The organism is Synechococcus sp. MU1642, assembly GCF_020514115.1.
Lineage (GTDB): Bacteria > Cyanobacteriota > Cyanobacteriia > PCC-6307 > Cyanobiaceae > Parasynechococcus.
Genome location: NZ_VTKZ01000011.1, coordinates 26553 through 47357, shown reverse-complemented (window position 1 = coordinate 47357; position 20805 = coordinate 26553). Strand labels below are relative to the sequence as shown.

The window sequence follows — 20805 nt, the reverse complement described above, 5'->3', positions numbered from 1 at the left end:
AAAGTTGCCGTTGAATGAACGAAGCAGGGGGCTGCCCTTTTATTTGTGGCGAGAAGTGACTAACGCCTCGGTGCCCATGACGGCCACGGCTCCCACCAAGGAAACGATCCTCGTGGTCGACGATGAGGCATCGATCCGAAGGATCTTGGAAACCCGTTTATCCATGATCGGGTACAACGTCGTGACTGCCTGCGACGGCACCGAAGCTCTGGAATTGTTCCCCACCTGCATGCCCGACCTGGTGGTGCTGGACGTGATGATGCCAAAGCTGGACGGATATGGCGTCTGCCAGGAGTTGCGCAAGGAATCCGACGTTCCCATCGTGATGCTTACGGCACTCGGCGACGTGGCCGACCGGATCACCGGGCTTGAGCTCGGCGCCGATGACTATGTGGTGAAGCCCTTCAGCCCGAAGGAGCTGGAAGCCCGCATCCGCTGCGTGCTGCGCCGGGTCGAGAAGGAGCAGGTGGCGGGCATTCCCAACTCCGGCGTCATCCAGGTGAGCGACCTGCGAATCGATACCAACAAACGCCAGGTATTCCGAGGCGATGAACGCATCCGCCTAACGGGGATGGAATTCAGCCTCTTGGAACTGCTAGTGAGCCGTTCCGGTGAACCGTTCAACCGCGGCGAGATCCTCAAGGAAGTGTGGGGTTACACCCCAGAGCGCCACGTGGATACCCGGGTCGTGGATGTTCATATCTCTCGCCTTCGCTCCAAATTGGAGGATGATCCTGCCAATCCCGAGTTGATCCTCACGGCTCGGGGCACCGGCTACCTGTTCCAGCGCATCGTCGATTCCGTTGCCTCCGAAGGTTCCTGACCCCACCCCGGCCCCTCAGCCGCGGCACAAGACCAACCGTCCTCGGGCGATCCGTCGCCTGGTGATTTGGTATCGGCGCAACGCCGCCGTCACAACCATCGTCGATGGCGCTGCCAGCTCCGCAACGGCAGCGGGTTCGATGGCAGGCAGCGTGGCGGGAACCGTTGTCTCCGGAGCCGGCACGGTGGCCAGCAGCGTGCTCCAACCGCTGGTGTTCGATCCACTGCGCTGGCTGCAGGGGGGAACCGATACCGATGAGATTGACGATGCAGAGCGTCTCTGGGTGGCCGTCGATGGCATGGGCGGTGACCATGCACCGGGACCCATCCTGGAAGGATGCCTGGACGCCATTGACCGGCTGCCTCTGAAGATCCGCTTTGTGGGGGAAGTCGAACAGGTCATGGCCGCCGCCAACAGCCTCGGCCTGCGCGAAGCCTTGGAAAGTGCGCGTGCAGCAGGACATCTGGACCTGGTGGCCAGTGGCCCCTCCATCGGCATGGGTGACGAGGCCACGGCGGTGCGGCGCAAACGGGACGCCAGCATCAATGTGGCCATGGACCTTGTAAGGAGGGGCCAGGCCACGGCGGTGTACTCCGCCGGCAATTCCGGTGCAGTGATGGCCTCGGCCATTTTTCGGCTGGGACGGCTGAAGGGCATCGACCGACCCGCCATCGGTGCCCTATTCCCCACCAAGGATCCAGGCCAGCCGGTGTTGGTGCTCGATGTGGGCGCCAACATGGACTGCAAACCCACCTATTTGCATCAGTTCGCCCTGCTGGGAAACATCTACAGCCGGGATGTGCTGCAGGTGAAACGCCCACGCATCGGGCTGCTCAACATTGGCGAGGAGGAGTGCAAGGGGAACGAACTATCCCTGAAGACCCACGAATTGTTGCGGGACGAATCCAGGCTCCACTTCGCCGGCAACTGCGAAGGCCGTGATGTGCTGTCGGGCGAGTTCGATGTGGTGGTCTGCGATGGATTCACCGGCAATGTGCTGCTGAAGTTCCTGGAGTCCGTCGGCAGTGTTCTGCTGGGGGTGCTGCGGGCGGAGTTGCCCCGAGGGCGCCGCGGCAAGGTGGGATCAGCGTTTCTGCGCAGCAACCTGAAACGCATCAAGAAGCGACTCGACCATGCCGAGCACGGTGGTGCTCTTTTGCTTGGAGTTAACGGCATTTCCGTGATCGGCCACGGCAGCAGCAAGGCCCTCTCGGTGGTCAGTGCCCTGCGCATTGCCCACTCCGCAGCAAGCCATGGGGTGATGGAGGATCTCGCCACGCTGCAACAGGGTTGTGATTGACTGACGCCACGTCAATCAACCTCCGCCTTGGTCGAGCCGCTCAGCACAACCAGGGGGGTGTTGTTCCGAGGGTCTGGCAGCGCGACGCCAAGCCGTTCCATCAGCAACGCTGAGCTTGGCCAGCGGGTTCAGACGAGTGACGAATGGATCCGCAGTCGCACCGGAATTGCCGCACGAAGGGTGGTCAACAGCGACGAGTCTCTTGCAGAACTGAGCGGACTGGCGGCGGAACGGGCCCTGGAGATGGCTGGTTGGTCGGCCGACAGCATCGATCTGATCCTGTTGGCCACCTCCACCCCAGACGACCTGTTCGGTTCAGCGCCACGCCTGCAGGCTCGCCTCGGCGCCACCAATGCCGCGGCCTTCGATCTCACCGCTGCGTGCAGCGGCTTCCTCTTCGCCGTTGTCACCGCCGCCCAATACCTGCGCAGTGGGGCGATGCGTCGCATACTCGTGGTGGGTGCCGATCAACTCAGCCGCTGGGTGAACTGGGACGATCGACGCTCCTGTGTTCTGTTCGGTGATGCGGCCGGTGCCGTGGTGATGGAAGCTTCGGAGAACGGCCAGGACGATCTCGATGGATTCCTGTTGCGCTCCGATGGCAGCCGCGGCGAGGTGCTCCAGCTCCCCCAGGTAAGCCAGCGCAAGCCCCTGGTGGGGGACGCCAGCCATCAGTGCGGCGGCTTCGATCCCATTCAGATGAATGGTCAGGAGGTCTACAAATTCGCTGTACGCGAGGTGCCAGCAATTCTCGAAAAGCTTCTTGCTCAGCATGGTGTCGCCGCAGATTCCCTGGATTGGCTGCTGCTGCATCAAGCCAACCAGCGCATCCTTGATGCCGTGGCGGATCGCTTCTCGGTGCCCACCAAAAAAGTCCTCAGCAACCTGGCCCACTACGGCAACACCTCGGCAGCCACCATTCCCGTAATGCTTGATGAAGCTGTGCGGAGTGGAAGCATCCAACCCGGCCACCGCATCGCCAGCAGTGGATTCGGTGCGGGATTGAGCTGGGGTGCAGCCCTCTTCCGCTGGAGCGGGCCCGCGTAATCTCCGGCAGGGTCTGCAGAACACAAAAATGGCGATCGCCTGGGTCTTTCCCGGTCAGGGCTCTCAAAAGGTGGGCATGGCAGAAGCACTGCTCAGCATCGATGGCAGCCGCGAACGTTTCGCCATGGCCTCCGAGCTGCTGGGGCGCGACCTGCTGGCGATATGCCAGGGGGAAAACGGTGGTGGTGATGGGCCCGACGATCTCAACGACACGCGCAACACCCAGCCCGCCCTGTTCGTGATCGAATCGGTGCTGGCCGACAACCTTCAGCAGCAGGGTCGCGAGCCTGCGCTGGTGGCCGGCCACAGCCTGGGCGAACTCGTTGCTTTGTACAGCGCAGGGGTGTTTGGGCTGGAGACCGGACTGCAGCTGATGAAAACCCGCTCAGAACTAATGGCGAACGCTGGTGGCGGCGCCATGACGGCTGTGATCGGCTTCGATCGCACTCAGCTGGACGACCTGGTGGCCGCCATAGACGGCGTCAGCATCGCCAACGACAACAGTGATGCCCAGGTGGTGATCTCTGGCTCTCCAGAGGCCGTGCAGAGCGTGAGTGGAGCTCTGAAATGCAAGCGCGCCATCCCTCTTGCCGTCTCCGGAGCCTTCCACTCCCCGTTCATGGCGGAAGCGGCTGAACGCTTCGCTGCGGAGCTGGACAACGTGCCCTTCCTCGATGCCCGCGTGCCGGTGCTCAGCAACAGCGCCGCGAGCGCCAGCACCAGCGCAGACGAGCTCAAACTGCGCCTGAAGCAGCAGATGACCACCGGCGTGCGCTGGCGCGAAACCATGGCGGCAATGACCGACAGCGGCGTGGACACCCTGGTGGAAATCGGACCGGGCAACGTGCTCAGCGGCCTGGCCAAACGCAGCATGAGCGGTGTCACCACAGCCCAGATCTCCGGGGCGGGGGACCTCGGACAGTGAGTCATTCCAGCCTCGTCCGCACCCCCAAGCCGAGCTTGACTTACCGGCTGGTCAGCAGCCTTCTGGTGTTCCCGGTCTTCCGCTTTCTGTTCCGCGGATCGACTGCCGGAAACAACAGAGTGCCCATGCAAGGGCCGCTCGTGGTGGTGGCCAACCATGGGTCGCACCTGGACCCGCCCTTGCTGGGCCATGCCCTGGGGCGCCCCGTGGCCTTCATGGCAAAGGCGGAACTGTTCAACATCCCGCTGCTGGGACGCGTGATCCGGGCCTGTGGTGCTTATCCCGTGCGCCGAGGTGCCAGCGATCGCGAAGCGATCCGCACCGCAACGGCACGGCTCGAGGAGGGCTGGGCCACCGGCGTGTTCCTGGACGGCACCCGACAAAGCGACGGCCGAATCAACAACCCACTCCCCGGAGCGGCCCTGCTGGCGGCTCGCACGGGTGCTCCGCTGCTGCCGGTGGCCATCTGCAACAGCCACCGCGCCTTAGGAACAGGACGCAGCTGGCCACGCCTCGTGCCGATTCAGCTGCGCATCGGCGACCCCATCCCAGCCCCGGCCAGTCGCCGCAGGCCCGAACTGGATGCCACCACCACCCTGCTGCAGGAACGCATCAACGCTCTGCTGGATCAGAGTCAGCAGCATCCCTGAGGTCGCGACCGGTCATCACCCACGCCACCGCGCGCACCCAGTCGCTCCACTGCTTGAGGCGACCCTCGCGGGTGCAGTCCTCGCGGCAGGCCACGGGCACGCCGGTGAGCTGAATTCCACGGCTGCCTGCCACCACCTGGCCCACTGCCATGGAGCGAGGTAGGTGGTCTTCGCTGGTCACCAGCAGCACGTGGCGAACGCCGTCCGCCTGCAGCTCATCCACCACAGATGTGAAATTGCTAAGGGTGTCATGGGCCCGGTAATCGAGGGTTACGCGATCGGGATTGAAGTGTTCCTCACTCAGCATCCATTTGGCGTACTCAGGGTTGCTGCCACCGCTCACCAGCAGGGGCAGATCGAACTGACGTGCCAACCGAGCGCCCATCCGTTCCCGGTCCACATCCCCCCCGAGCACCAGCACCAACTGCGGAGGGCTGCGATCCAACAAAGCACGCCGATAGGGCGATAGCGGTCCGGGCCCCAACAGCCAGGCCATCAGACCAGCACCCAGTAGCAGCCCTGTACGCACGCCTGCCATCAGACCTGTCCAACAGGTGAGGTGGGGTAGATCGGCAAAACCTCAGCCCAAGGCATCGCTGCCCCAGCAGCATGGCTGCGCTGCAACAGCTGCAGCAACCGCGCCACATCCTCTGCCACATCCAGTTGTGGCCCAACGGCGGGCTGGGGAGATGCCCCCTGCGGCAGCAAGATCGGCAGGCTGAGTTCGTGAACCTGTCCCGACGTGATCCTGTACTCACCACCCACCACACCCCGGCGGGGCAACTCATGGGTGATCCAGAACGGTTCCCCCTGCATCGATTGGGGCAGTTGCCGCACCAATCGTGGCGCCATCAGGGCATAACTGCTCACGCCCAGCAGGGGGCAATCAAGCTGTTGCGCCAGGGTGCGGGCCAATACCACCGTGAGGCGGGTGCCAGTGAAGCCTCCTGGTCCCGTCGCCACAGCAAGGCCCTGGAGCTGGGGCCAACGCTCAGGGGGCAGAAGCGCCTGAACCCGCGAAATCAAGCTGTTGGAAAGGCCCCGGCCATCTGGATGGACCTGCACCAGGGGCTCTGACCCTGGCTGCTGGGGATCCAACAGCGCCATGCCGAAGCTGTCGGAACAGCTGTGGAGGGCGAGCAGGAGCGGCAGGGCCGTCATCGGGGCAGCTCCTGTCCAGGACGGCAACGCTGCCACCGTCCTGGATCCGCCTTAAAGCTGGAGCAGGAACGCACATCCCATTCAATCCCGGCCTGGCCATTAGGGAGATCCATCACCGAGACGTGAATGCGAGGCGCTTCTGGCTCAAAATCCGGGTTCTCCGCCAAATGCGGAACACCATGCTGACGCTCAACTGCGTGATAGGCCTGACAACGGTCAACCCAGCTGCAATCCACGCAGATGCACATGCCTCCCGAGGCCGTTCATTCTCCCCATTCTGATGGCCCAAGGCTCCGGCGACGCATTGCTTAACCAGCTGCGAGAGCGACTGGCGCCAGCCCAGTGGCCTCTCCCCCTGGCTCGGCTTCCCGAAGGCACAGCGCTGGTGGGTGGCGCCGTGCGGGATGGCTTGCTGGACCGTCTCCAGGAGCAGCCAGATCTTGACCTTGTGGTCCCGTCGGATGCCATCGCTCTGACCAAGGCCCTAGCTGAGGAGCTCCACGGCACCTGTGTGGTGCTGGACGCGGAACGGAGCATTGCTCGGCTGGTGCTTGGGGGCTGGACGGTCGACATCGCCCAACAGGACGGTGACCGCATCGAAGACGACCTTTGGCGGCGCGACTACAGACTCAATGCCATCGCCGTGTCGCTCCAGCCCTGGGGAGAGCTGTGGGACCCTACAGGGGGACTGAGCGATCTCCATCAGGGGTGCCTGACGGCCGTCGCGGAAGCCAACCTCACCGATGACCCTCTGCGGCTGCTGCGGGGATTGCGGCTGATGGCGGAAATCCCGCTCACCATATCCAGCCAGACCATGGGCTGGATTGAGCGCCACGCCGCACGGCTTCCGGAAGCGGCGCCGGAGCGAATCCTGGCGGAGCTGCAGCGCCTGGCTAGGGGCGAACACGCTGACGCGGCGATCGCAGCCCTAACAAGCCTGCCGTTGCTGGACCCCTGGGCGGCCGGAGGGCAACCTCCAACTCCCGGCAACATCGAAGGCCTCAGCAAAGAAGAAGCCGCTGCGGCTGTGCCCTTGGCGCGGCTGACGGCCCTGGTCAGCGATGAAGGCCTCAGCCAACTCCGCGCCAGTCGCGCTCTGCGCCAGCGCTGCAAACGGCTGCGGGCCTGGAAGCAACGCATCTGTCAGGCACCGGAGTCGCTATCCGAGAGCGATCGGCTGCAATTGCACGAGGAACTGGAAGGTGATCTCCCTGCCCTGGCCCTGCAACTGCCCATGCCCGAGAAAAAGATCTGGCTGCGGCGATGGCGGAACACTGAGGACCCTCTGTTCCACCCCAGAACCCCGATCGACGGCAACGGCCTGCTCACGGCCCTGGAGGTCGAACCCGGGCCCCGTCTCGGACGCCTGCTGCACCATCTGAAGCTGGAACATGCCTTTGGGCGCATCCAGACCCCCAGCGAGGCACTGAAGGAGGCCAAACATTTCTTGACCCGTGAAAGCGAGGCTCTGTGATTAACTTTGCAAGTGTCAATGATGACGGTCAGACACCGACAGATCGCATTTTCTTTCCTTCATGAGCATCCGCCTGTACATCGGCAACCTGCCGCAGACCTTTGAAGAACAGGAGCTGGTGGCTCTGCTCAAGTCGGTGGGAGAAGGGATCCGGTTCAAGACAGTTCTCGACCGTGAAACCGGTGCATGCCGCGGATTTGGCTTCGCCAACGTGGACGATCCGAAGCTGGCCGATGCCGTGATCGAAGCGCTGAACGGCAAGGAGTTCGGTGGCAGCGCTCTGCGGGTCGAGCGCTCCGAACGTCGTGACAACAATGCAGGCGGCAACCGTCGGGGAGCCCCTAATGCGGCCGGCCAGCCTCAAGTGGCTCGCAAAGCCGTGAACAAGGTTGTTCACAGCGATGCGAAGAGCGAGGGCGCTCCTGACCCCCGCTGGGCCGGCGAACTTTCCAAGCTCAAGGATCTCCTGGGCAACCAGAAGACGGCGGTCTGATCCGTAGCTGATCTGATTGAAGGAAACAGCTGATCACCCCCTGCCGGTCATACCAACTGGGGGTTTTTAGCGTGACTGAGCCAACAGGAACGAACGGGGGAGATCAAGCAGCTTGTTGACCTTGGCTACGTAGGCACGGTGATTGAACACGTCGTAATCGACACGCTCAATTTCATCCAGAATGCCCCGATATAACCGCAAGGAAGTCCACACCGGCCAGCGTGCATCAGCGGACAACCAACGGACTCCGGCTTCAGAGCGAGCGAACCAATCGCGAGCTCGCTCCAGCTGGAATCGCATCAACGCACGCCAGGAGTTGTTGAGAGTTCCAGCCATCAGCTCCTCCTCGGAATAGCCAAAACGTTCGAGATCTTCCTGCGGCAAATAGATGCGACCACGGCCCCGGTCTTCCCCCACATCCCGGAGGATGTTGGTGAGCTGGTTGGCGATCCCGAGGGCGACGGCAGCATCAGAGGTGTCGGGACAGTCACTCCAGGGGGCTGAGGTGTAGGCCTGATCGACACCCATCACCCCCTGGGTCATCAGGCCAACGGTGCCTGCAACTCGATAGCAGTAGAGCTTGAGGTCTTCGAAGCTGGGATAACGGGTCCAGGTGAGGTCCATCCGCTGCCCCTCAATCATGTCGAGATAGGGCTGGATGTCCTGGGGGAAACGCTCCAGGGTGTCCACCATCACCGCATCCAAGTCGTCTTCCATCCGGCCAGCGAACAGGGCCCGGGTCTTCTCTTCCCAACGATCAAGCCGCTCTGCAAGCTCCTCCACCGGACGAGCCTGGGCCTCCGGGCTATCCATCAACTCATCAGTGCGCCGGCACCAGACATAGATCGCCCAGATGGCACGCCGCTTCTCCAGAGGCAGAAGCAACGTGCCGATATAGAACGTCTTGGCCCACTCGGCGGTCTCCCGACGGCAAGCCTCGAAGGCTGCGTCGAGATCCGGGGAGGCGAGGGGCATGGCTCAGGCCGTCACAGGCTCACTGGAAGAGGTCGATGATGCCAGCTGACCTGTCTTGCGGTCCACTGCACCAGCGCAGAGCTTGCCGCTGAGAACGGCACCCTCCATCGAGGCGAGATAGCGCTGCATCGTGTAATCGCCAGCCAGGAAGAAGTTTTTGATCGGGGTGGTTTGATCCGGGCGCAACTGCTGGCAACCGGGGGTCGTCTTGTAAACGGACATCGGCGTCTTGACGACTTTGTATTTGCGCAGGGTGGCGGGGTTGTCGCCACCGAAATGCATCGGGAACAACTTCTTGAGCTCACCAATGGTGGCCTCGATGATCTCTTCGTCAGGACGACCAATCCAGTCTTTGGCAGGAGCAAAAACCAGCTCGAGCATCGACTTATCGGGGTCTTCGTACTCCCTGCAGGTGATGCTCATGTCGGCATAAACACTCAACAGGGGGGAGCGGCTGAACAACAGATGGTCTATATCGGTGAGCTTGCGATCAAACCAGAGGTGCAGGTTGATCACGGGGACACCCCGAAGACCATCCAACTTTTGGAAGACCTCCATCTGCGTCCAGGGCTCAGGCAGAAGCAGCTTGAAGGGATCCACCGGTAACGCACTGACGTAGGCATCAGCGGTGAGGTCGAAGCTCTCCTTGCCCTTCACACCACCTATGTGGAACGCAGCCACAGAACCATCGGCATTGAGCTTGATCTCCCGCAAGGGACTATCGAGGTGCACTTCACCTCCAAGTGATTCGATGTGCTCGACCACAGGCTGGCAAAGCCGCTCCGGGGGTGCCCCATCGAGGAACGCCATCTTGGAGCCGTTCTTCTCCTGCAGGAAACGATTGAGCGCTGTGAGCACAACCGTGGCAGAAATTTCATCGGGATCGATGAAATTCAGGGCCTTGCTCATCGCCAAGAACACTTCGTCGTTGACCCGTTCAGGAATGTTGTGGACCCGCAGCCACTCGGTCCAGGAGTATTTGTCGCACTCTTCGACATACCCCTGACCCCGAAGCATCGCAGGCACAAGGCCCAGGCCAAAGCTGATTTTCTCAGGCCAGCTCAGCATGTCGTTGTTGCCCAGGATCGCGGCCACACCATTCACAGGGGCTGGCAGATCAGGAAAATCAAAGCGGCTGTAGGTGCCTGGTTCGTCCTGCTGGTTAAAGATCATCGAATGGCTCTTCCACTGCAGCCGGTCTTCGATGTTCAGCTCCTTGAACAACTGCAACATGTTCGGGTAAGCCCCGAAGAAGATGTGCAGGCCAGTTTCATACCAGTCGCCGTCCTCGTCTTTCCAGGCCGCCACCTTGCCGCCGAGAACATCCCTGGCTTCCACAACGATGGGGGTGTGACCGGCATCCGCCAGGTATTTGGCACAGGAGAGTCCTGCAAGACCAGCTCCGGCAATAGCGACGCGCATGCGGCCGTCTCGAAAGTGAAACCAACCTTAAAAGGGCTCGAGCCCCGTTTGCTTCTTAAAGTCGTGTCAGCTTTCCCGTGGGCGCGTCTTGGCTGACACCCTTCTCAAGTGCACCACCCGCCACGTGCGCCTATTCACAGCAACGCTTCAGGACGAGGATCTGGTTCCCTCAGACGACCAGCTGACCTTGGATCTTGATCCCGACAACGAATTTTTGTGGGATGCCGCCAGCCTCGCCAAGGTGCAGGGACGCTTCAAGGAACTGGTGGATGCTGCGGCCGGCGGCGAACTGAGTGACTACACCCTGCGCCGCATTGGTACGGACCTGGAAGGATTCATCCGGCAACTGCTCCAGGCCGGAGAACTCAGCTACAACCCTGATGTCCGTGTGCAGAACTTCTCCATGGGCCTGCCCCGCACCCCTGAACTGTTGTGACCGGCTCGCGCTATGACCGCGGCGGACGCAGACCGCGGGATGGCCGCTACGACCGCGGTGAGCGTGATCGCTATGACGCTCCGCCTCGCGGCGGATACGGCCGTCCACCCGCCCCCCCACCAGGTGGCGGAGGGAGCCAGGGCCCCTTTCAATTCAGCACACTCACCGTGGCCGTCTTGGCAGGGGTTCTCGTGGTGGGGATCGGCATCGGCAGCGCTGTCACCAGCACCACCCAGGGCGACCAGGGGAACATCGCCAGCTCCCAGCAACTGGACATGGCCGTGCCCGACCCGGAATTCTGCCGGCAGTGGGGTGCGAGCGCCTTTGTCATGGACATCGAGATGTACACCACGCTCAACCCTTCCAGCAGCTTTGTGACCCAGCCAACACTGCAACCAGGTTGTGTAATCCGTCGGGAAAACTGGTCAGTGCTACGCAAGGAGGGGGCCATCACCGCCGTGCAAGAGCGTGAGTGCAAACAACGGATGAATACTTTTGCCTACATCGGCTCCGTTCGGGACAAACCCGTGGTGCGATGCGTCTACCAAACCGATATCAGTGAGAACAAATTCCTGACCCGAGGCGTGGCAGACGACGCTGTGGGCGTAACGCCAGAGGCCGATCAGTTCTGAACCACTTGCTCCCCGATCGCTTCAGGCACGACTTTTGCTGCCTGGCGAATCGGGCTGTCAGCACTGGCGAAGACGGGCAGAACGTCATTGCGGAAGGCCACCGACGCACGAGAGCAGTAGCGGGCGGGATGGGTGATCAGCTTGAGCTGGCGCCGCACCTGAAGATCAGCCACCAGGGGGCGATGAATCGTGCCCGCCGACAACTCCCGCTCGATCGACACCACGGGAACAAAGGCAGCACCAAGGCCAGCTTGAACTGCATTTTTAATGGCTTCCAGCGAATTCAACTCCATGTCGATACGCAGGCGCTGCACATCCAGGCCGGAGCGAGCCAAAAGCTGATCGACCATCTTCCGGGTGGTGGATTGCGCATCGAGGCAGACAAAACCCAGGCGATACAGGTCTTCCTTAGTGAGTTCAGCCAGCCGGGCCAAGGGGTGCTTCACCGGCAGCACCAGCGCCAGCTCATCACTGGCGTAGGGCACCACCTGCAGCAGTTCATTGAGTTCCGCCGGCAATTCACCACCGATGATCGCCAGGTCGATCTGACCGTTGGCGACACTCCAGCCCGTGCGGCGGGTGCTGTGGACCTGGAGCTGCACGGAAACCTCCGGATATTTCTGGCGGAACAAGCCGATCATCCGGGGCATCAAATAAGTGCCGGTGGTCTGACTTGCCCCCACGATGAGGGATCCGCCTTTGAGGTTGTGGAGATCATCCAAGGCCCGGCAGGCCTCATGGCACTGACTCAGGATCCGGTCGCAGTAACTCAGCAGCAGATGACCAGCTTCGGTGAGCTGCGCCTTGCGCCCACCGCGATCAAACAACGACACCTCAAGCTGCTTCTCCAGGTTCTGGATCTGAAGGCTGACGGCGGGCTGGGTGACGTAAAGACTATCGGCGGCTTTCTTAAAGCTGCCTTCACTGACAATCGCGCGAAGGATCCGCAGCTGGTCGAGGGTGAACGGCAGATCGGCCACCGCGGAACACCCGGAGGAACAACGGAAATTTAAGACCGCCACGTCCGCCAGCCAGAATCACGCCCTTCCCACGCAGCCGCCATGGCCTCCACCCACCAAAGCAGCGTCGTGATGCTGGTGCTGCTGATCCTGTTTGCGGTGATTCACAGCGGTGGGGCTGCGCTGCGCAGCCGGGCTGAAACCGTGATCGGAGCACGGGCCTGGCGCCTGATCTTCGCGGCAGCCAGCATTCCCTCGGCCTTTGTGGTGATCGGATGGTTCCTGGCCCATCGCTACGACGGAGTTCGGCTGTGGAATCTCCAGGGCGTGCCTGGTGTGATTCCACTCGTCTGGGTCGTAACCGCCATCAGTTTCCTCTTCCTCTATCCAGCCACCTACAACCTGCTGGAGATCCCGGCGGTGTTGAAACCGCAGGTGCGTCTTTATGCCACTGGGATCATCCGCATCAGCCGCCATCCCCAGGCCATTGGGCAAATTCTCTGGTGCCTCACCCACGCCCTCTGGATCGGCAGCAGCTTCATGCTGGTGACCTGCATGGGCCTGATCGGGCATCACCTCTTTGCTGTCTGGCATGGCGATCGGCGTCTGAAGGCCCGCTTCGGCGAGGCCTTTGAAGAGCTCAAGGCCAGCACCTCAATCGTGCCCTTCGCTGCAGTGCTGGATGGACGCCAGCAGCTGCAGTGGCAGGAATTCGTCCGACCGGCGCAGTTGGGTATCGCCATCGCCGTCGGCGTTTTCTGGTGGGCCCATCGCTTCATTCCGACGGCTGGAGAGTTAATGCGCAATTCAGCACTCCAGAACCTGCTGGGCTGAGCTGCCTACACTCGCTTTTACCTGCTCTTTGCGGATGCCCTCGGCCGAGGAACTCGCCTGGCTCATTCCCGTTCTGCCACTGTTCGGCGCTGTGCTGACCGGGTTGGGATTGATCAGCTTTAACCGCACAATCAACCGGTTGCGCAAACCCGTTGCGCTGCTATTGATCTCCTGTGTCGGCGCAGCTGCGGCCCTCAGCTACAGCATCCTGTTCAACCAGCTCAATGGCGCCCCGCCCGTCGAGCATCTGTTCGTTTGGGCCAGTGCCGGCAGCTTCGTTTTGCCGATGGGCTACGTGGTGGATCCACTTGGGGCAGTGATGCTGGCGCTGGTCACCACCATCGCCTTGCTGGTGCTGGTCTACTCCCACGGCTACATGGCCCACGACAAGGGCTATGTGCGCTTCTTCACGTACCTGGCGCTGTTTAGCAGCTCCATGCTGGGACTGATCATCAGCCCCAATCTCCTGGAGATCTACGTCTTCTGGGAACTGGTGGGCATGTGCTCCTACCTGTTGGTGGGCTTCTGGTACGACCGCGACGGTGCCGCCCACGCCGCTCAGAAGGCCTTTGTGGTGAACCGTGTTGGTGACTTCGGCCTACTGCTGGGCATCCTTGGCCTGTTCTGGGCCACCGGAAGCTTCGATTTCCAAGGAATCGCCGATGGGCTTCAGAACGGCCTAACCGCCGGAACGGTGGCGCCATGGGCGGCGTTGCTGCTGTGTCTTCTGGTGTTCATGGGTCCGATGGCCAAGTCGGCCCAATTCCCCCTCCACGTCTGGCTGCCCGATGCCATGGAGGGCCCGACGCCGATCTCTGCACTGATTCACGCCGCCACGATGGTGGCCGCAGGGGTGTTCCTGGTAGCCCGCCTCGATCCCCTCTACGCCCAGTTCCCAGTCGTACAAACCGTGATCGCCGTCGTTGGCACGATCACCTGCTTTCTGGGGGCCTCCATTGCCCTCACCCAGATGGACCTCAAGAAAGGTCTTGCATACAGCACCGTCTCCCAGCTCGGCTACATGATGTTGGCCATGGGTTGCGGTGCACCGGTCGCCGGCATTTTCCACCTGGTGACCCATGCCTTCTTCAAGGCGATGTTGTTCCTGGGATCAGGCTCCGTCATCCACGCCATGGAGGAGGTAGTTGGCCACGAGCCCGTTCTCGCCCAGGACATGCGCCTGATGGGCGGCCTGCGCAAGAAGATGCCCGTCACCTCGATCACCTTCTTCATTGGCTGCATCGCCATCAGTGGCATTCCGCCCCTGGCTGGCTTCTGGAGCAAGGACGAAATTCTTGGTCAGGCCTTCAACAGCTACCCGCTGCTCTGGGTAGTGGGCTTCCTGACGGCGGGAATGACGGCCTTTTACATGTTCCGACTCTATTTCCTCACCTTTGAAGGGGATTTCCGCGGCAATGACACCGCCATGCAGGCGCAGCTGCTGACCGCAGTCGGCAAAGATCCTTCCGAACACCACGCCCATGGCGGCAGCGTGCATGAGTCAGCCTGGCCTATGGCGGCCCCCTTGGCAGTGCTAGCGGTGCCTTCCGTGCTGATTGGCCTGCTGGGCACCCCCTGGAACAGCCGCTTCGCAGGCCTTCTCAACCCCGAGGAAGCTCTAGAAATGGCCGAACATTTCAGCTGGGGCGAGTTTCTGCCCCTGGCAGGCGCCTCCGTGGCCATCTCCGTTGCCGGCATTACACTGGCTGTTCTGGCCTATGCCCTGCGACGGATAGATCTGGGGCGCCTTGTGGCAGGCCGCTTCCCGGCGGTGAATGCCTTCCTCGCGAACAAGTGGTACCTCGATGTGGTGAACGAGAAGCTGTTTGTAAGGGGTAGTCGCAAACTGGCGCGGGAGGTTCTCGAAGTAGACGCCAAAGTGGTAGACGGCGTTGTCAACCTCACCGGACTGCTCACCCTCGGTAGCGGAGAAGGTCTCAAATATCTGGAGACGGGACGGGCCCAGTTTTATGCCCTGATTGTGTTCGCCGGCGTGATCGGCCTGGTTGTGCTGTTCGGCGTGATCGGCGGACCAATCGCCTAGCCCATCGCCCATGTGTGTCATCGCCTATCGAGGTGATGACACAGCGGCCATGATTTCTACGATCCAACCAGTAAGGATCGGATTCACAGAGTGTTCGAATTCGCAGTCGCCGGGGTGAGTGAGCCGGTGCAGGCCACCGTTCCATGGCTGAGCCTGTCGATCCTGGTTCCGATTGTGGGTGCCCTGCTGGTTCCGCTGGTTCCCGACGACGGCGATGGCAAGAAGGTGCGCTGGTACGCCCTGATCGTGACGCTGATCACCTTCCTGATCACCGTTGCGGCATACCTCACGGGCTATGACCCCAGCCTGAGCGGCCTGCAGCTTTCCGAACGAGTGAGCTGGCTGCCGGATCTTGGCCTCACTTGGGCAGTGGGAGCCGATGGGCTTTCGATGCCCTTGATCCTGCTCACCAGCTTCATCACCAGCCTGGCCTGCCTGGCAGCGTGGCCGGTGAGTTTCAAGCCTCGGCTGTTTTATTTCCTGCTGCTGGCCATGGACGGCGGCCAGATCGCCGTCTTCGCCGTTCAGGACATGCTGCTGTTCTTCCTGGCCTGGGAGCTGGAATTGATCCCGGTGTATCTGCTGCTGGCCATCTGGGGCGGCAAGAAACGCCAGTACGCCGCGACCAAATTCATCCTCTACACCGCCGGTAGCTCACTTTTCATCCTGTTGGCCGCCCTGGCCATGGGCTTCTTCGGCGGCGGCACCCCCAGTTTTGAGTACACCGCTCTTGCGGCCAAAGACTTCGGCACGGGCTTTCAACTGCTCTGCTACGCAGGGCTGCTGATCGCCTTCGGCGTGAAGCTGCCGATCGTGCCCTTGCACACGTGGCTGCCGGACGCCCATGGCGAAGCCACAGCACCGGTGCACATGCTGTTGGCGGGCATCCTTCTGAAGATGGGTGGCTATGCCCTGCTGCGCTTCAACTGTGAACTGCTGCCAGCAGCCCACTCCCAGTTCGCCCCACTGCTGATCGTGCTGGGAGTGGTGAACATCATCTACGCCGCCCTCACCTCCTTCGCCCAGCGGAACCTCAAGCGCAAGATCGCCTATAGCTCGATCAGCCACATGGGCTTTGTACTGATAGGCGTGGGCAGCTTCAGTGCCCTTGGCACCAGTGGCGCCATGCTGCAGATGATCAGCCACGGCTTGATCGGGGCCAGCCTGTTCTTCCTTGTGGGTGCCACCTACGACCGCACCCACACACTTCAGCTGGATGAGATGGGAGGCATTGGCCAGAAGATGCGAATCATGTTCGCGCTCTGGACGGTATGTGCCCTCGCCTCCCTGGCACTGCCAGGCATGAGCGGATTCGTCAGTGAATTGATGGTGTTCGCTGGTTTCGCGACCGATGAGGCCTACACCCTGCCCTTCCGAGTGGTGATCTGCGGGCTGGCCGCTGTGGGCGTGATCCTCACACCGATCTACCTGCTCTCGATGCTGCGGGAAATCTTCTTCGGCAAAGAAAAGGAGGAGCTGGTGTCACACACCAACCTCGTGGATGCAGAGCCGCGCGAGGTGTACATCATCGGCTGCCTGCTGGTGCCGATCATCGGAATCGGGCTGTACCCCAAGCTGATGACCGACAGCTACCGCAGCTCGATTGAAGCCCTGGTGAACCGCAACCTGGGTGCGATGGAACAGGTGATCTCACCGACGGCCCCCTTGATTCGAGGCCAAGCACCGGTTCCTGCGGTAATCCAAGCCCCTGCCGTGGGCGCGTCATAAATCACGTATCGATTCCGATTCATTCCCACCCAACCGTCCGTAGGTTCCAGGGGAACGCTCCCTTGCCATGCGTCAGATCAACTTCGGCCTGATCTTTAGCTTCGGCCTCATCACGGTGTTCTTCACCCTGGCGAACACCAATCCCACAACGGTTCATGTGTTGCCCGGGATCGAGTACACCCTGCCTTTGGCGGGTCTTCTGCTGCTGGCAGCGGGATTAGGAGCAGTCTCAGCCTGGTTCTTCGCCGCCTGGACCGGCATGCTCAACAACGTTGAACAGTTCAGCAAGGCGAACGAATACGAAGCCCAGCAGGTGCGGATCCAGGAACTAGAGACCGACCTCAACCGCTACCGCTCCACCGTTGAAACCCAGCTGGGTCTCCTCCCCGCAACCACCGTGAGCGCGAGCAGCGCTGAGAGCGACGACAGCGATGAAGCTGAGATCACCGATGCCAGCAGTGCGGCTTAAGGCAGCACTGGCGACGATGGTTTGGGGCCGATACCTTGCCGGAAAAGGGTGAATCGACTTGCTCCAGGTGGCCCCCAACGACGGCGCTGATGCTGGAGCTCGCCTTGCGATTCGGCTGCTGCAGCACGCAGCGGAGCGGGGCGATCTCGATCCCTGGGATGTGGATGTAATCGCCGTCATCGACGGCTTTCTGGATCAACTCCGGCAACGCATCGAAGTTCCCGGGCAGGTGGCAGCCGCCCTGGCCCGACGGGGAGGTAGCTACGAGCGGGACCTGGCCGAAAGCAGCGAGGCCTTCCTGGCTGCCTCCGTGCTGGTGGGCCTCAAAGCGGAGATGCTCGAAACCAGCATGCTGCCGCCACCTCCCGAAGTCGAAGATCAATTCGACGCCGACTTCGATGAGCAAGGTTGGCTGGATCCGGCCTTTGATCTACCCCGACGGCCGGAACGCCATCTGCAGCGGCGTCCCGTGGCGCCACCGCCCTTACGTCGCCCCGTCACCCTTGGGGAGCTGATCGAACAGCTGGAATCGATTGCCGAGCAGCTGGAATCAGACGAACTCGAGGCGCGCCGCCGCAAACGGCAGAAGCGCTACAGCAACCGTGAAGCCATCGCCCAGGTGGCCGGGCTGGCCCATCGTGAAAAACTTCCGGAAACGACAGCTGCACTAGGAGTATTTCTCAACGGTTGGGAGACCGCCCTGGACTGGGTGGACTTCGATCAACTGGTGGAGCAATGGGAGGTGGCCGCCGCCGCGGACCTGGACCGTGACCGTGTCGGGGTGTTCTGGGCCCTGCTGTTTCTCTCCTCCCAGGGCCGGGTTGAGCTGGAGCAAGAGGGTTGGCTCCACGGTCCGCTGCGACTGAAATTCATCCCCGCAAGTGGCACTGCAACGCAACTGCCGATCCGCAGCCTTCAAGTGCCAGATCCGTCGCCGACCCGGACGGTCGTGGCGGCCTAATACCCGGTCTATGGTCACTACCTTGTATTGACCGGACCAAACGCCAATGAAGGCGATGATTCTGGCGGCTGGTAAGGGGACGCGGGTCCAACCGATCACCCATGTGATCCCCAAGCCGATGATTCCGATCCTGCAAAAGCCGGTGATGGAATTTTTGCTGGAACTGCTTAAGGAGCACGGTTTCACCGAAGTGATGGTGAACGTCTCCCACCTGGCCGAAGAGATTGAAAATTACTTCCGGGATGGCCAGCGTTTCGGGGTTGAAATTGCCTACAGCTTTGAAGGACGGATTGAAGACGGTGAACTGATCGGTAGTGCCCTTGGGTCCGCTGGCGGGCTCAAAAAAATCCAGGATTTCCAGCATTTCTTTGACGACACCTTCGTGGTGCTCTGCGGCGATGCGCTGATCGACCTTGATCTCAGCGAAGCGGTACGCAAGCACCGAGAAAAGGGCGCGATCGCCAGCCTCGTTACCAAACGGGTCCCCAAGGATCAGGTGAGCAGCTACGGCGTTGTGGTCACCGATGAGCAGAACAGAATTTCAAGCTTCCAGGAAAAGCCCAGCGTCGACAAAGCCCTCAGCGACACGATCAACACCGGCATCTACATCTTCGAGCCGGAGATCTTTGAGCACATCCCTTCGGGGCAGTCCTTCGACATCGGCTCGGATCTGTTCCCCAAACTGGCCGAGCTCGGTGCACCCTTCTATGCCATCCCGATGGATTTCGAATGGGTGGATATCGGCAAGGTTCCCGACTACTGGCAAGCCATCCGCAGCGTGTTGATGGGTGACGTTCGTCAGGTGGGCATCCCCGGCAAGGAGGTACGTCCCGGGGTTTACACCGGTCTGAATGTGGCCGCCAACTGGGACAAGATCAACGTCAGCGGCCCCGTCTACGTTGGCGGCATGACCAAGATCGAAGACGGCGCAACGATCATTGGTCCCACCATGATCGGCCCGAGCTGCCACATCTGTGAGGGCGCAACGATCGACAACTCGATCATTTTCGACTATTCGCGCATCGGCCCCGGCGTGCAGCTACTGGAGAAACTGGTGTTCGGGCGCTATTGCGTGGGCAAGGACGGCGATCACTTCGACCTGCAGGAAGCCTCCCTGGACTGGCTGATCACCGACGCCCGTCGTCAGGACCTGGTGGAGCCTTCGCCCCAGCAGAAAGCCATGGCGGAGCTGCTCGGAACAGACCTCACCCAGGCAGCGAGCTGAGTCCGGCACGCTCCAGAATCATCGGGATGCGCTCCTCAGCCTTGATCGCCATCAGGTGCACACCTCGCACGATGCCGAGATAGCGCTTCACCTGTTCAGCGGCGATGGCCACGCCCTCCATGGCGGGATTTTCGGCGCACTCAAGCCGATGGATCAACGCATCGGGGATGCAGGCTCCTGGCACAACGCGGTTGATGAACCGGGCATTCTTGGCTGACTTCAGCAGGAACACTCCAGCGAGCACGGGCAGACCCAGGGGGCCGGCCAGCTCGCGCTGGAAACGCTCGAGCGCTTCAGGGTCCATCACCATCTGGGTTTGAACGAAGCGGGCTCCCGCCGCCTGCTTGCGCTGCAACCGACGCTGGAGACCGCTCCAGCTCCTGGATTGTGGGTCAGCGGCACACCCGGCAAAGAGGGTGGTCGCCCCATCCGGCAGGGTGCCCTGCACGGGATCCACGCCCCGATTGAGGGCTTCCACCTGCTGCAACAGCTTCACCGACTCGAACTCATTGACCGGCCGTGCATCCGCCTGATCGCCCGCCCGCACCGGATCTCCAGTGAGACACAACAGGTTGCGGATCCCCAGCGCATGGGCCCCGAGCAGGTCGGATTGAAGGGCGATGCGATTGCGATCCCGGCAGGCCATCTGCAACACCGGCTCCAGACCCGCCTCAAGCAACAACTTGCAGGAGGCCAAGCTGCTCATCCGCATCACGGCCCGACTGCCATCGGTCACATTCACCGCATGGATACGGCCTTGCAGCGATGCGGCCATGGCCAACATGTGCGTCGGATCGGCTCCGCGCGGAGGCATCACCTCGGCCGTGAGCACCTGATCGCCGGCCTCAATCGCGCGCTGCAGCGCCGTCTTCAAGTCCTGTTCCATTTCACCGGCCCACTATGCAGGATCAGACCGATCGTCCGGACTACCATGTTCCCAACGGTGGCCAGCCATGTCCTCCCATGACGGTACGGATCCTCTGGAGATCTCCCTCTCGGCCAGGGAGGTCGAGATCATCGAGCTCGTGGCAGAAGGACTGACCAATCAGGAAATCGCTGACCGTCTCACCATCAGCAAACGAACGGTGGACAACCATGTGAGCAACGTGTTCACCAAGACCGGTTCTAAAAACCGGGTGGCACTGCTCAACTGGGCTATGGACAACGGCAAAATCTGCCGGGACGGCTTCAACTGCTGCGTCCTTCCAGAAAACGATCCCCCTTCACCCTGATTGAGGAGCTGACGG

23 protein-coding genes are annotated in these 20805 nt (G+C 61.7%); 16 read left to right on the top strand and 7 right to left on the bottom strand.

Annotation, left to right across the window (positions count from 1 at the left end; all coding sequences use genetic code 11):
- The first annotated feature begins 76 nt into the window (after positions 1–76).
- From rpaB to FZZ85_RS10215, 5 genes are read left to right on the top strand one after another with little or no spacing between them, the layout of a single operon-like run.
- Positions 77–823 carry a response regulator transcription factor RpaB gene (rpaB, locus tag FZZ85_RS10235; protein ID WP_226401136.1) on the top strand — a complete coding sequence of 249 codons (747 nt, stop codon included), beginning with the start codon at positions 77–79 and terminating at the stop codon, positions 821–823.
- On the top strand, positions 804–2123 hold the full coding sequence (gene plsX, locus FZZ85_RS10230; protein WP_226414836.1) for a phosphate acyltransferase PlsX: 1320 nt from the start codon (positions 804–806) through the stop codon (positions 2121–2123). The genes rpaB and plsX overlap by 20 nt, the downstream gene beginning before the upstream one ends.
- 27 nt (positions 2124–2150) lie before the next feature.
- On the top strand, positions 2151–3170 hold the full coding sequence (locus FZZ85_RS10225; RefSeq protein ID WP_226414834.1) for a beta-ketoacyl-ACP synthase III: 1020 nt from the start codon (positions 2151–2153) through the stop codon (positions 3168–3170).
- Positions 3171–3198: 28 nt separating this feature from the next.
- A complete protein-coding gene (gene fabD / locus FZZ85_RS10220) occupies positions 3199–4095 on the top strand; it encodes an ACP S-malonyltransferase (RefSeq protein WP_226414832.1) in 897 nt (298 codons plus the stop codon).
- The gene (locus FZZ85_RS10215; RefSeq protein ID WP_226414830.1) at positions 4092–4745 is read left to right on the top strand and encodes a lysophospholipid acyltransferase family protein; all 654 of its coding nucleotides are present in this window, start codon (positions 4092–4094) and stop codon (positions 4743–4745) included. The genes fabD and FZZ85_RS10215 overlap by 4 nt, the downstream gene beginning before the upstream one ends.
- Here the strand turns inward: FZZ85_RS10215 and FZZ85_RS10210 are convergent.
- The 3 genes from FZZ85_RS10210 to FZZ85_RS10200 are packed head-to-tail and all read right to left on the bottom strand — an operon-like array spanning position 4708 to position 6154.
- Positions 4708–5283 (bottom strand): YdcF family protein, encoded by a 576-nt coding sequence (locus FZZ85_RS10210; protein ID WP_226414828.1) that lies wholly within the window; start codon positions 5281–5283, stop codon positions 4708–4710. The genes FZZ85_RS10215 and FZZ85_RS10210 overlap by 38 nt on opposite strands.
- Positions 5283–5906 carry a tRNA (adenosine(37)-N6)-threonylcarbamoyltransferase complex dimerization subunit type 1 TsaB gene (tsaB, locus tag FZZ85_RS10205; RefSeq protein WP_226414826.1) on the bottom strand — a complete coding sequence of 208 codons (624 nt, stop codon included), beginning with the start codon at positions 5904–5906 and terminating at the stop codon, positions 5283–5285. Before tsaB ends, FZZ85_RS10210 begins: the two co-directional genes overlap by 1 nt.
- Positions 5903–6154, bottom strand: coding sequence for a Ycf34 family protein (locus FZZ85_RS10200; protein ID WP_226414824.1), 252 nt, complete (start codon positions 6152–6154; stop codon positions 5903–5905). The genes tsaB and FZZ85_RS10200 overlap by 4 nt, the downstream gene beginning before the upstream one ends.
- A gap of 32 nt (positions 6155–6186) precedes the next feature.
- Here FZZ85_RS10200 and FZZ85_RS10195 point away from each other — a divergent pair, with 32 nt between their 5' ends.
- A complete protein-coding gene (locus tag FZZ85_RS10195) occupies positions 6187–7380 on the top strand; it encodes a CCA tRNA nucleotidyltransferase (protein WP_226414822.1) in 1194 nt (397 codons plus the stop codon).
- 61 nt (positions 7381–7441) lie between these two features.
- Positions 7442–7873 (top strand): RNA-binding protein, encoded by a 432-nt coding sequence (locus FZZ85_RS10190; RefSeq protein ID WP_226401045.1) that lies wholly within the window; start codon positions 7442–7444, stop codon positions 7871–7873.
- Between the two features lie 66 nt (positions 7874–7939).
- On the opposite strand, the gene FZZ85_RS10185 is transcribed toward FZZ85_RS10190, so the two are convergent.
- Positions 7940–8848 carry a phytoene synthase gene (locus FZZ85_RS10185; protein WP_226414820.1) on the bottom strand — a complete coding sequence of 303 codons (909 nt, stop codon included), beginning with the start codon at positions 8846–8848 and terminating at the stop codon, positions 7940–7942.
- Between the two features lie 3 nt (positions 8849–8851).
- Positions 8852–10270 (bottom strand): 15-cis-phytoene desaturase, encoded by a 1419-nt coding sequence (pds, locus tag FZZ85_RS10180; RefSeq protein ID WP_226414818.1) that lies wholly within the window; start codon positions 10268–10270, stop codon positions 8852–8854.
- A gap of 88 nt (positions 10271–10358) precedes the next feature.
- On the opposite strand from pds, the gene FZZ85_RS10175 reads away from it, so the two are divergent.
- Positions 10359–10706, top strand: coding sequence for an NAD(P)H-quinone oxidoreductase subunit M (locus FZZ85_RS10175; RefSeq protein WP_226414816.1), 348 nt, complete (start codon positions 10359–10361; stop codon positions 10704–10706).
- Complete coding sequence (locus tag FZZ85_RS10170; RefSeq protein WP_226414814.1) at positions 10703–11338, top strand: DUF3172 domain-containing protein; 636 nt, start codon at positions 10703–10705, stop codon at positions 11336–11338. Before FZZ85_RS10175 ends, FZZ85_RS10170 begins: the two co-directional genes overlap by 4 nt.
- Here FZZ85_RS10170 and FZZ85_RS10165 read toward each other — a convergent pair.
- Positions 11329–12318 carry a LysR family transcriptional regulator gene (locus FZZ85_RS10165; protein ID WP_226414812.1) on the bottom strand — a complete coding sequence of 330 codons (990 nt, stop codon included), beginning with the start codon at positions 12316–12318 and terminating at the stop codon, positions 11329–11331. The genes FZZ85_RS10170 and FZZ85_RS10165 overlap by 10 nt on opposite strands.
- 81 nt (positions 12319–12399) lie before the next feature.
- Here FZZ85_RS10165 and FZZ85_RS10160 point away from each other — a divergent pair, with 81 nt between their 5' ends.
- The 6 genes from FZZ85_RS10160 (at position 12400) to FZZ85_RS10135 (ending at position 19558) form a co-directional block, all read left to right on the top strand.
- The gene (locus FZZ85_RS10160) at positions 12400–13131 is read left to right on the top strand and encodes an NnrU family protein (protein ID WP_226414810.1); all 732 of its coding nucleotides are present in this window, start codon (positions 12400–12402) and stop codon (positions 13129–13131) included.
- Between the two features lie 34 nt (positions 13132–13165).
- Entirely contained in the window at positions 13166–15175 is a 2010-nt protein-coding gene (locus FZZ85_RS10155) for an NAD(P)H-quinone oxidoreductase subunit 5 (RefSeq protein WP_226414806.1), read from the top strand.
- Between the two features lie 90 nt (positions 15176–15265).
- Positions 15266–16903, top strand: coding sequence for an NAD(P)H-quinone oxidoreductase subunit 4 (locus tag FZZ85_RS10150; RefSeq protein ID WP_226414803.1), 1638 nt, complete (start codon positions 15266–15268; stop codon positions 16901–16903).
- 67 nt (positions 16904–16970) lie between these two features.
- Positions 16971–17372 carry a lipopolysaccharide assembly protein LapA domain-containing protein gene (locus tag FZZ85_RS10145; RefSeq protein WP_226414800.1) on the top strand — a complete coding sequence of 134 codons (402 nt, stop codon included), beginning with the start codon at positions 16971–16973 and terminating at the stop codon, positions 17370–17372.
- Positions 17373–17430: 58 nt separating this feature from the next.
- Positions 17431–18333: a segregation/condensation protein A gene (locus tag FZZ85_RS10140; protein ID WP_226414797.1), complete on the top strand. Its 903-nt coding sequence runs from the start codon at positions 17431–17433 to the stop codon at positions 18331–18333.
- 46 nt (positions 18334–18379) lie between these two features.
- Positions 18380–19558, top strand: a complete 1179-nt coding sequence (locus FZZ85_RS10135; protein WP_226414794.1) for an NDP-sugar synthase — start codon at positions 18380–18382, stop codon at positions 19556–19558.
- On the opposite strand, the gene FZZ85_RS10130 is transcribed toward FZZ85_RS10135, so the two are convergent.
- Entirely contained in the window at positions 19539–20444 is a 906-nt protein-coding gene (locus FZZ85_RS10130) for a methylenetetrahydrofolate reductase (RefSeq protein ID WP_226414792.1), read from the bottom strand. The two genes, FZZ85_RS10135 and FZZ85_RS10130, sit on opposite strands and share 20 nt — an antisense overlap.
- Positions 20445–20511: 67 nt before the next feature.
- On the opposite strand from FZZ85_RS10130, the gene FZZ85_RS10125 reads away from it, so the two are divergent.
- Positions 20512–20790 carry a helix-turn-helix transcriptional regulator gene (locus FZZ85_RS10125; RefSeq protein WP_226401023.1) on the top strand — a complete coding sequence of 93 codons (279 nt, stop codon included), beginning with the start codon at positions 20512–20514 and terminating at the stop codon, positions 20788–20790.
- Positions 20791–20805: the final 15 nt, after the last annotated feature.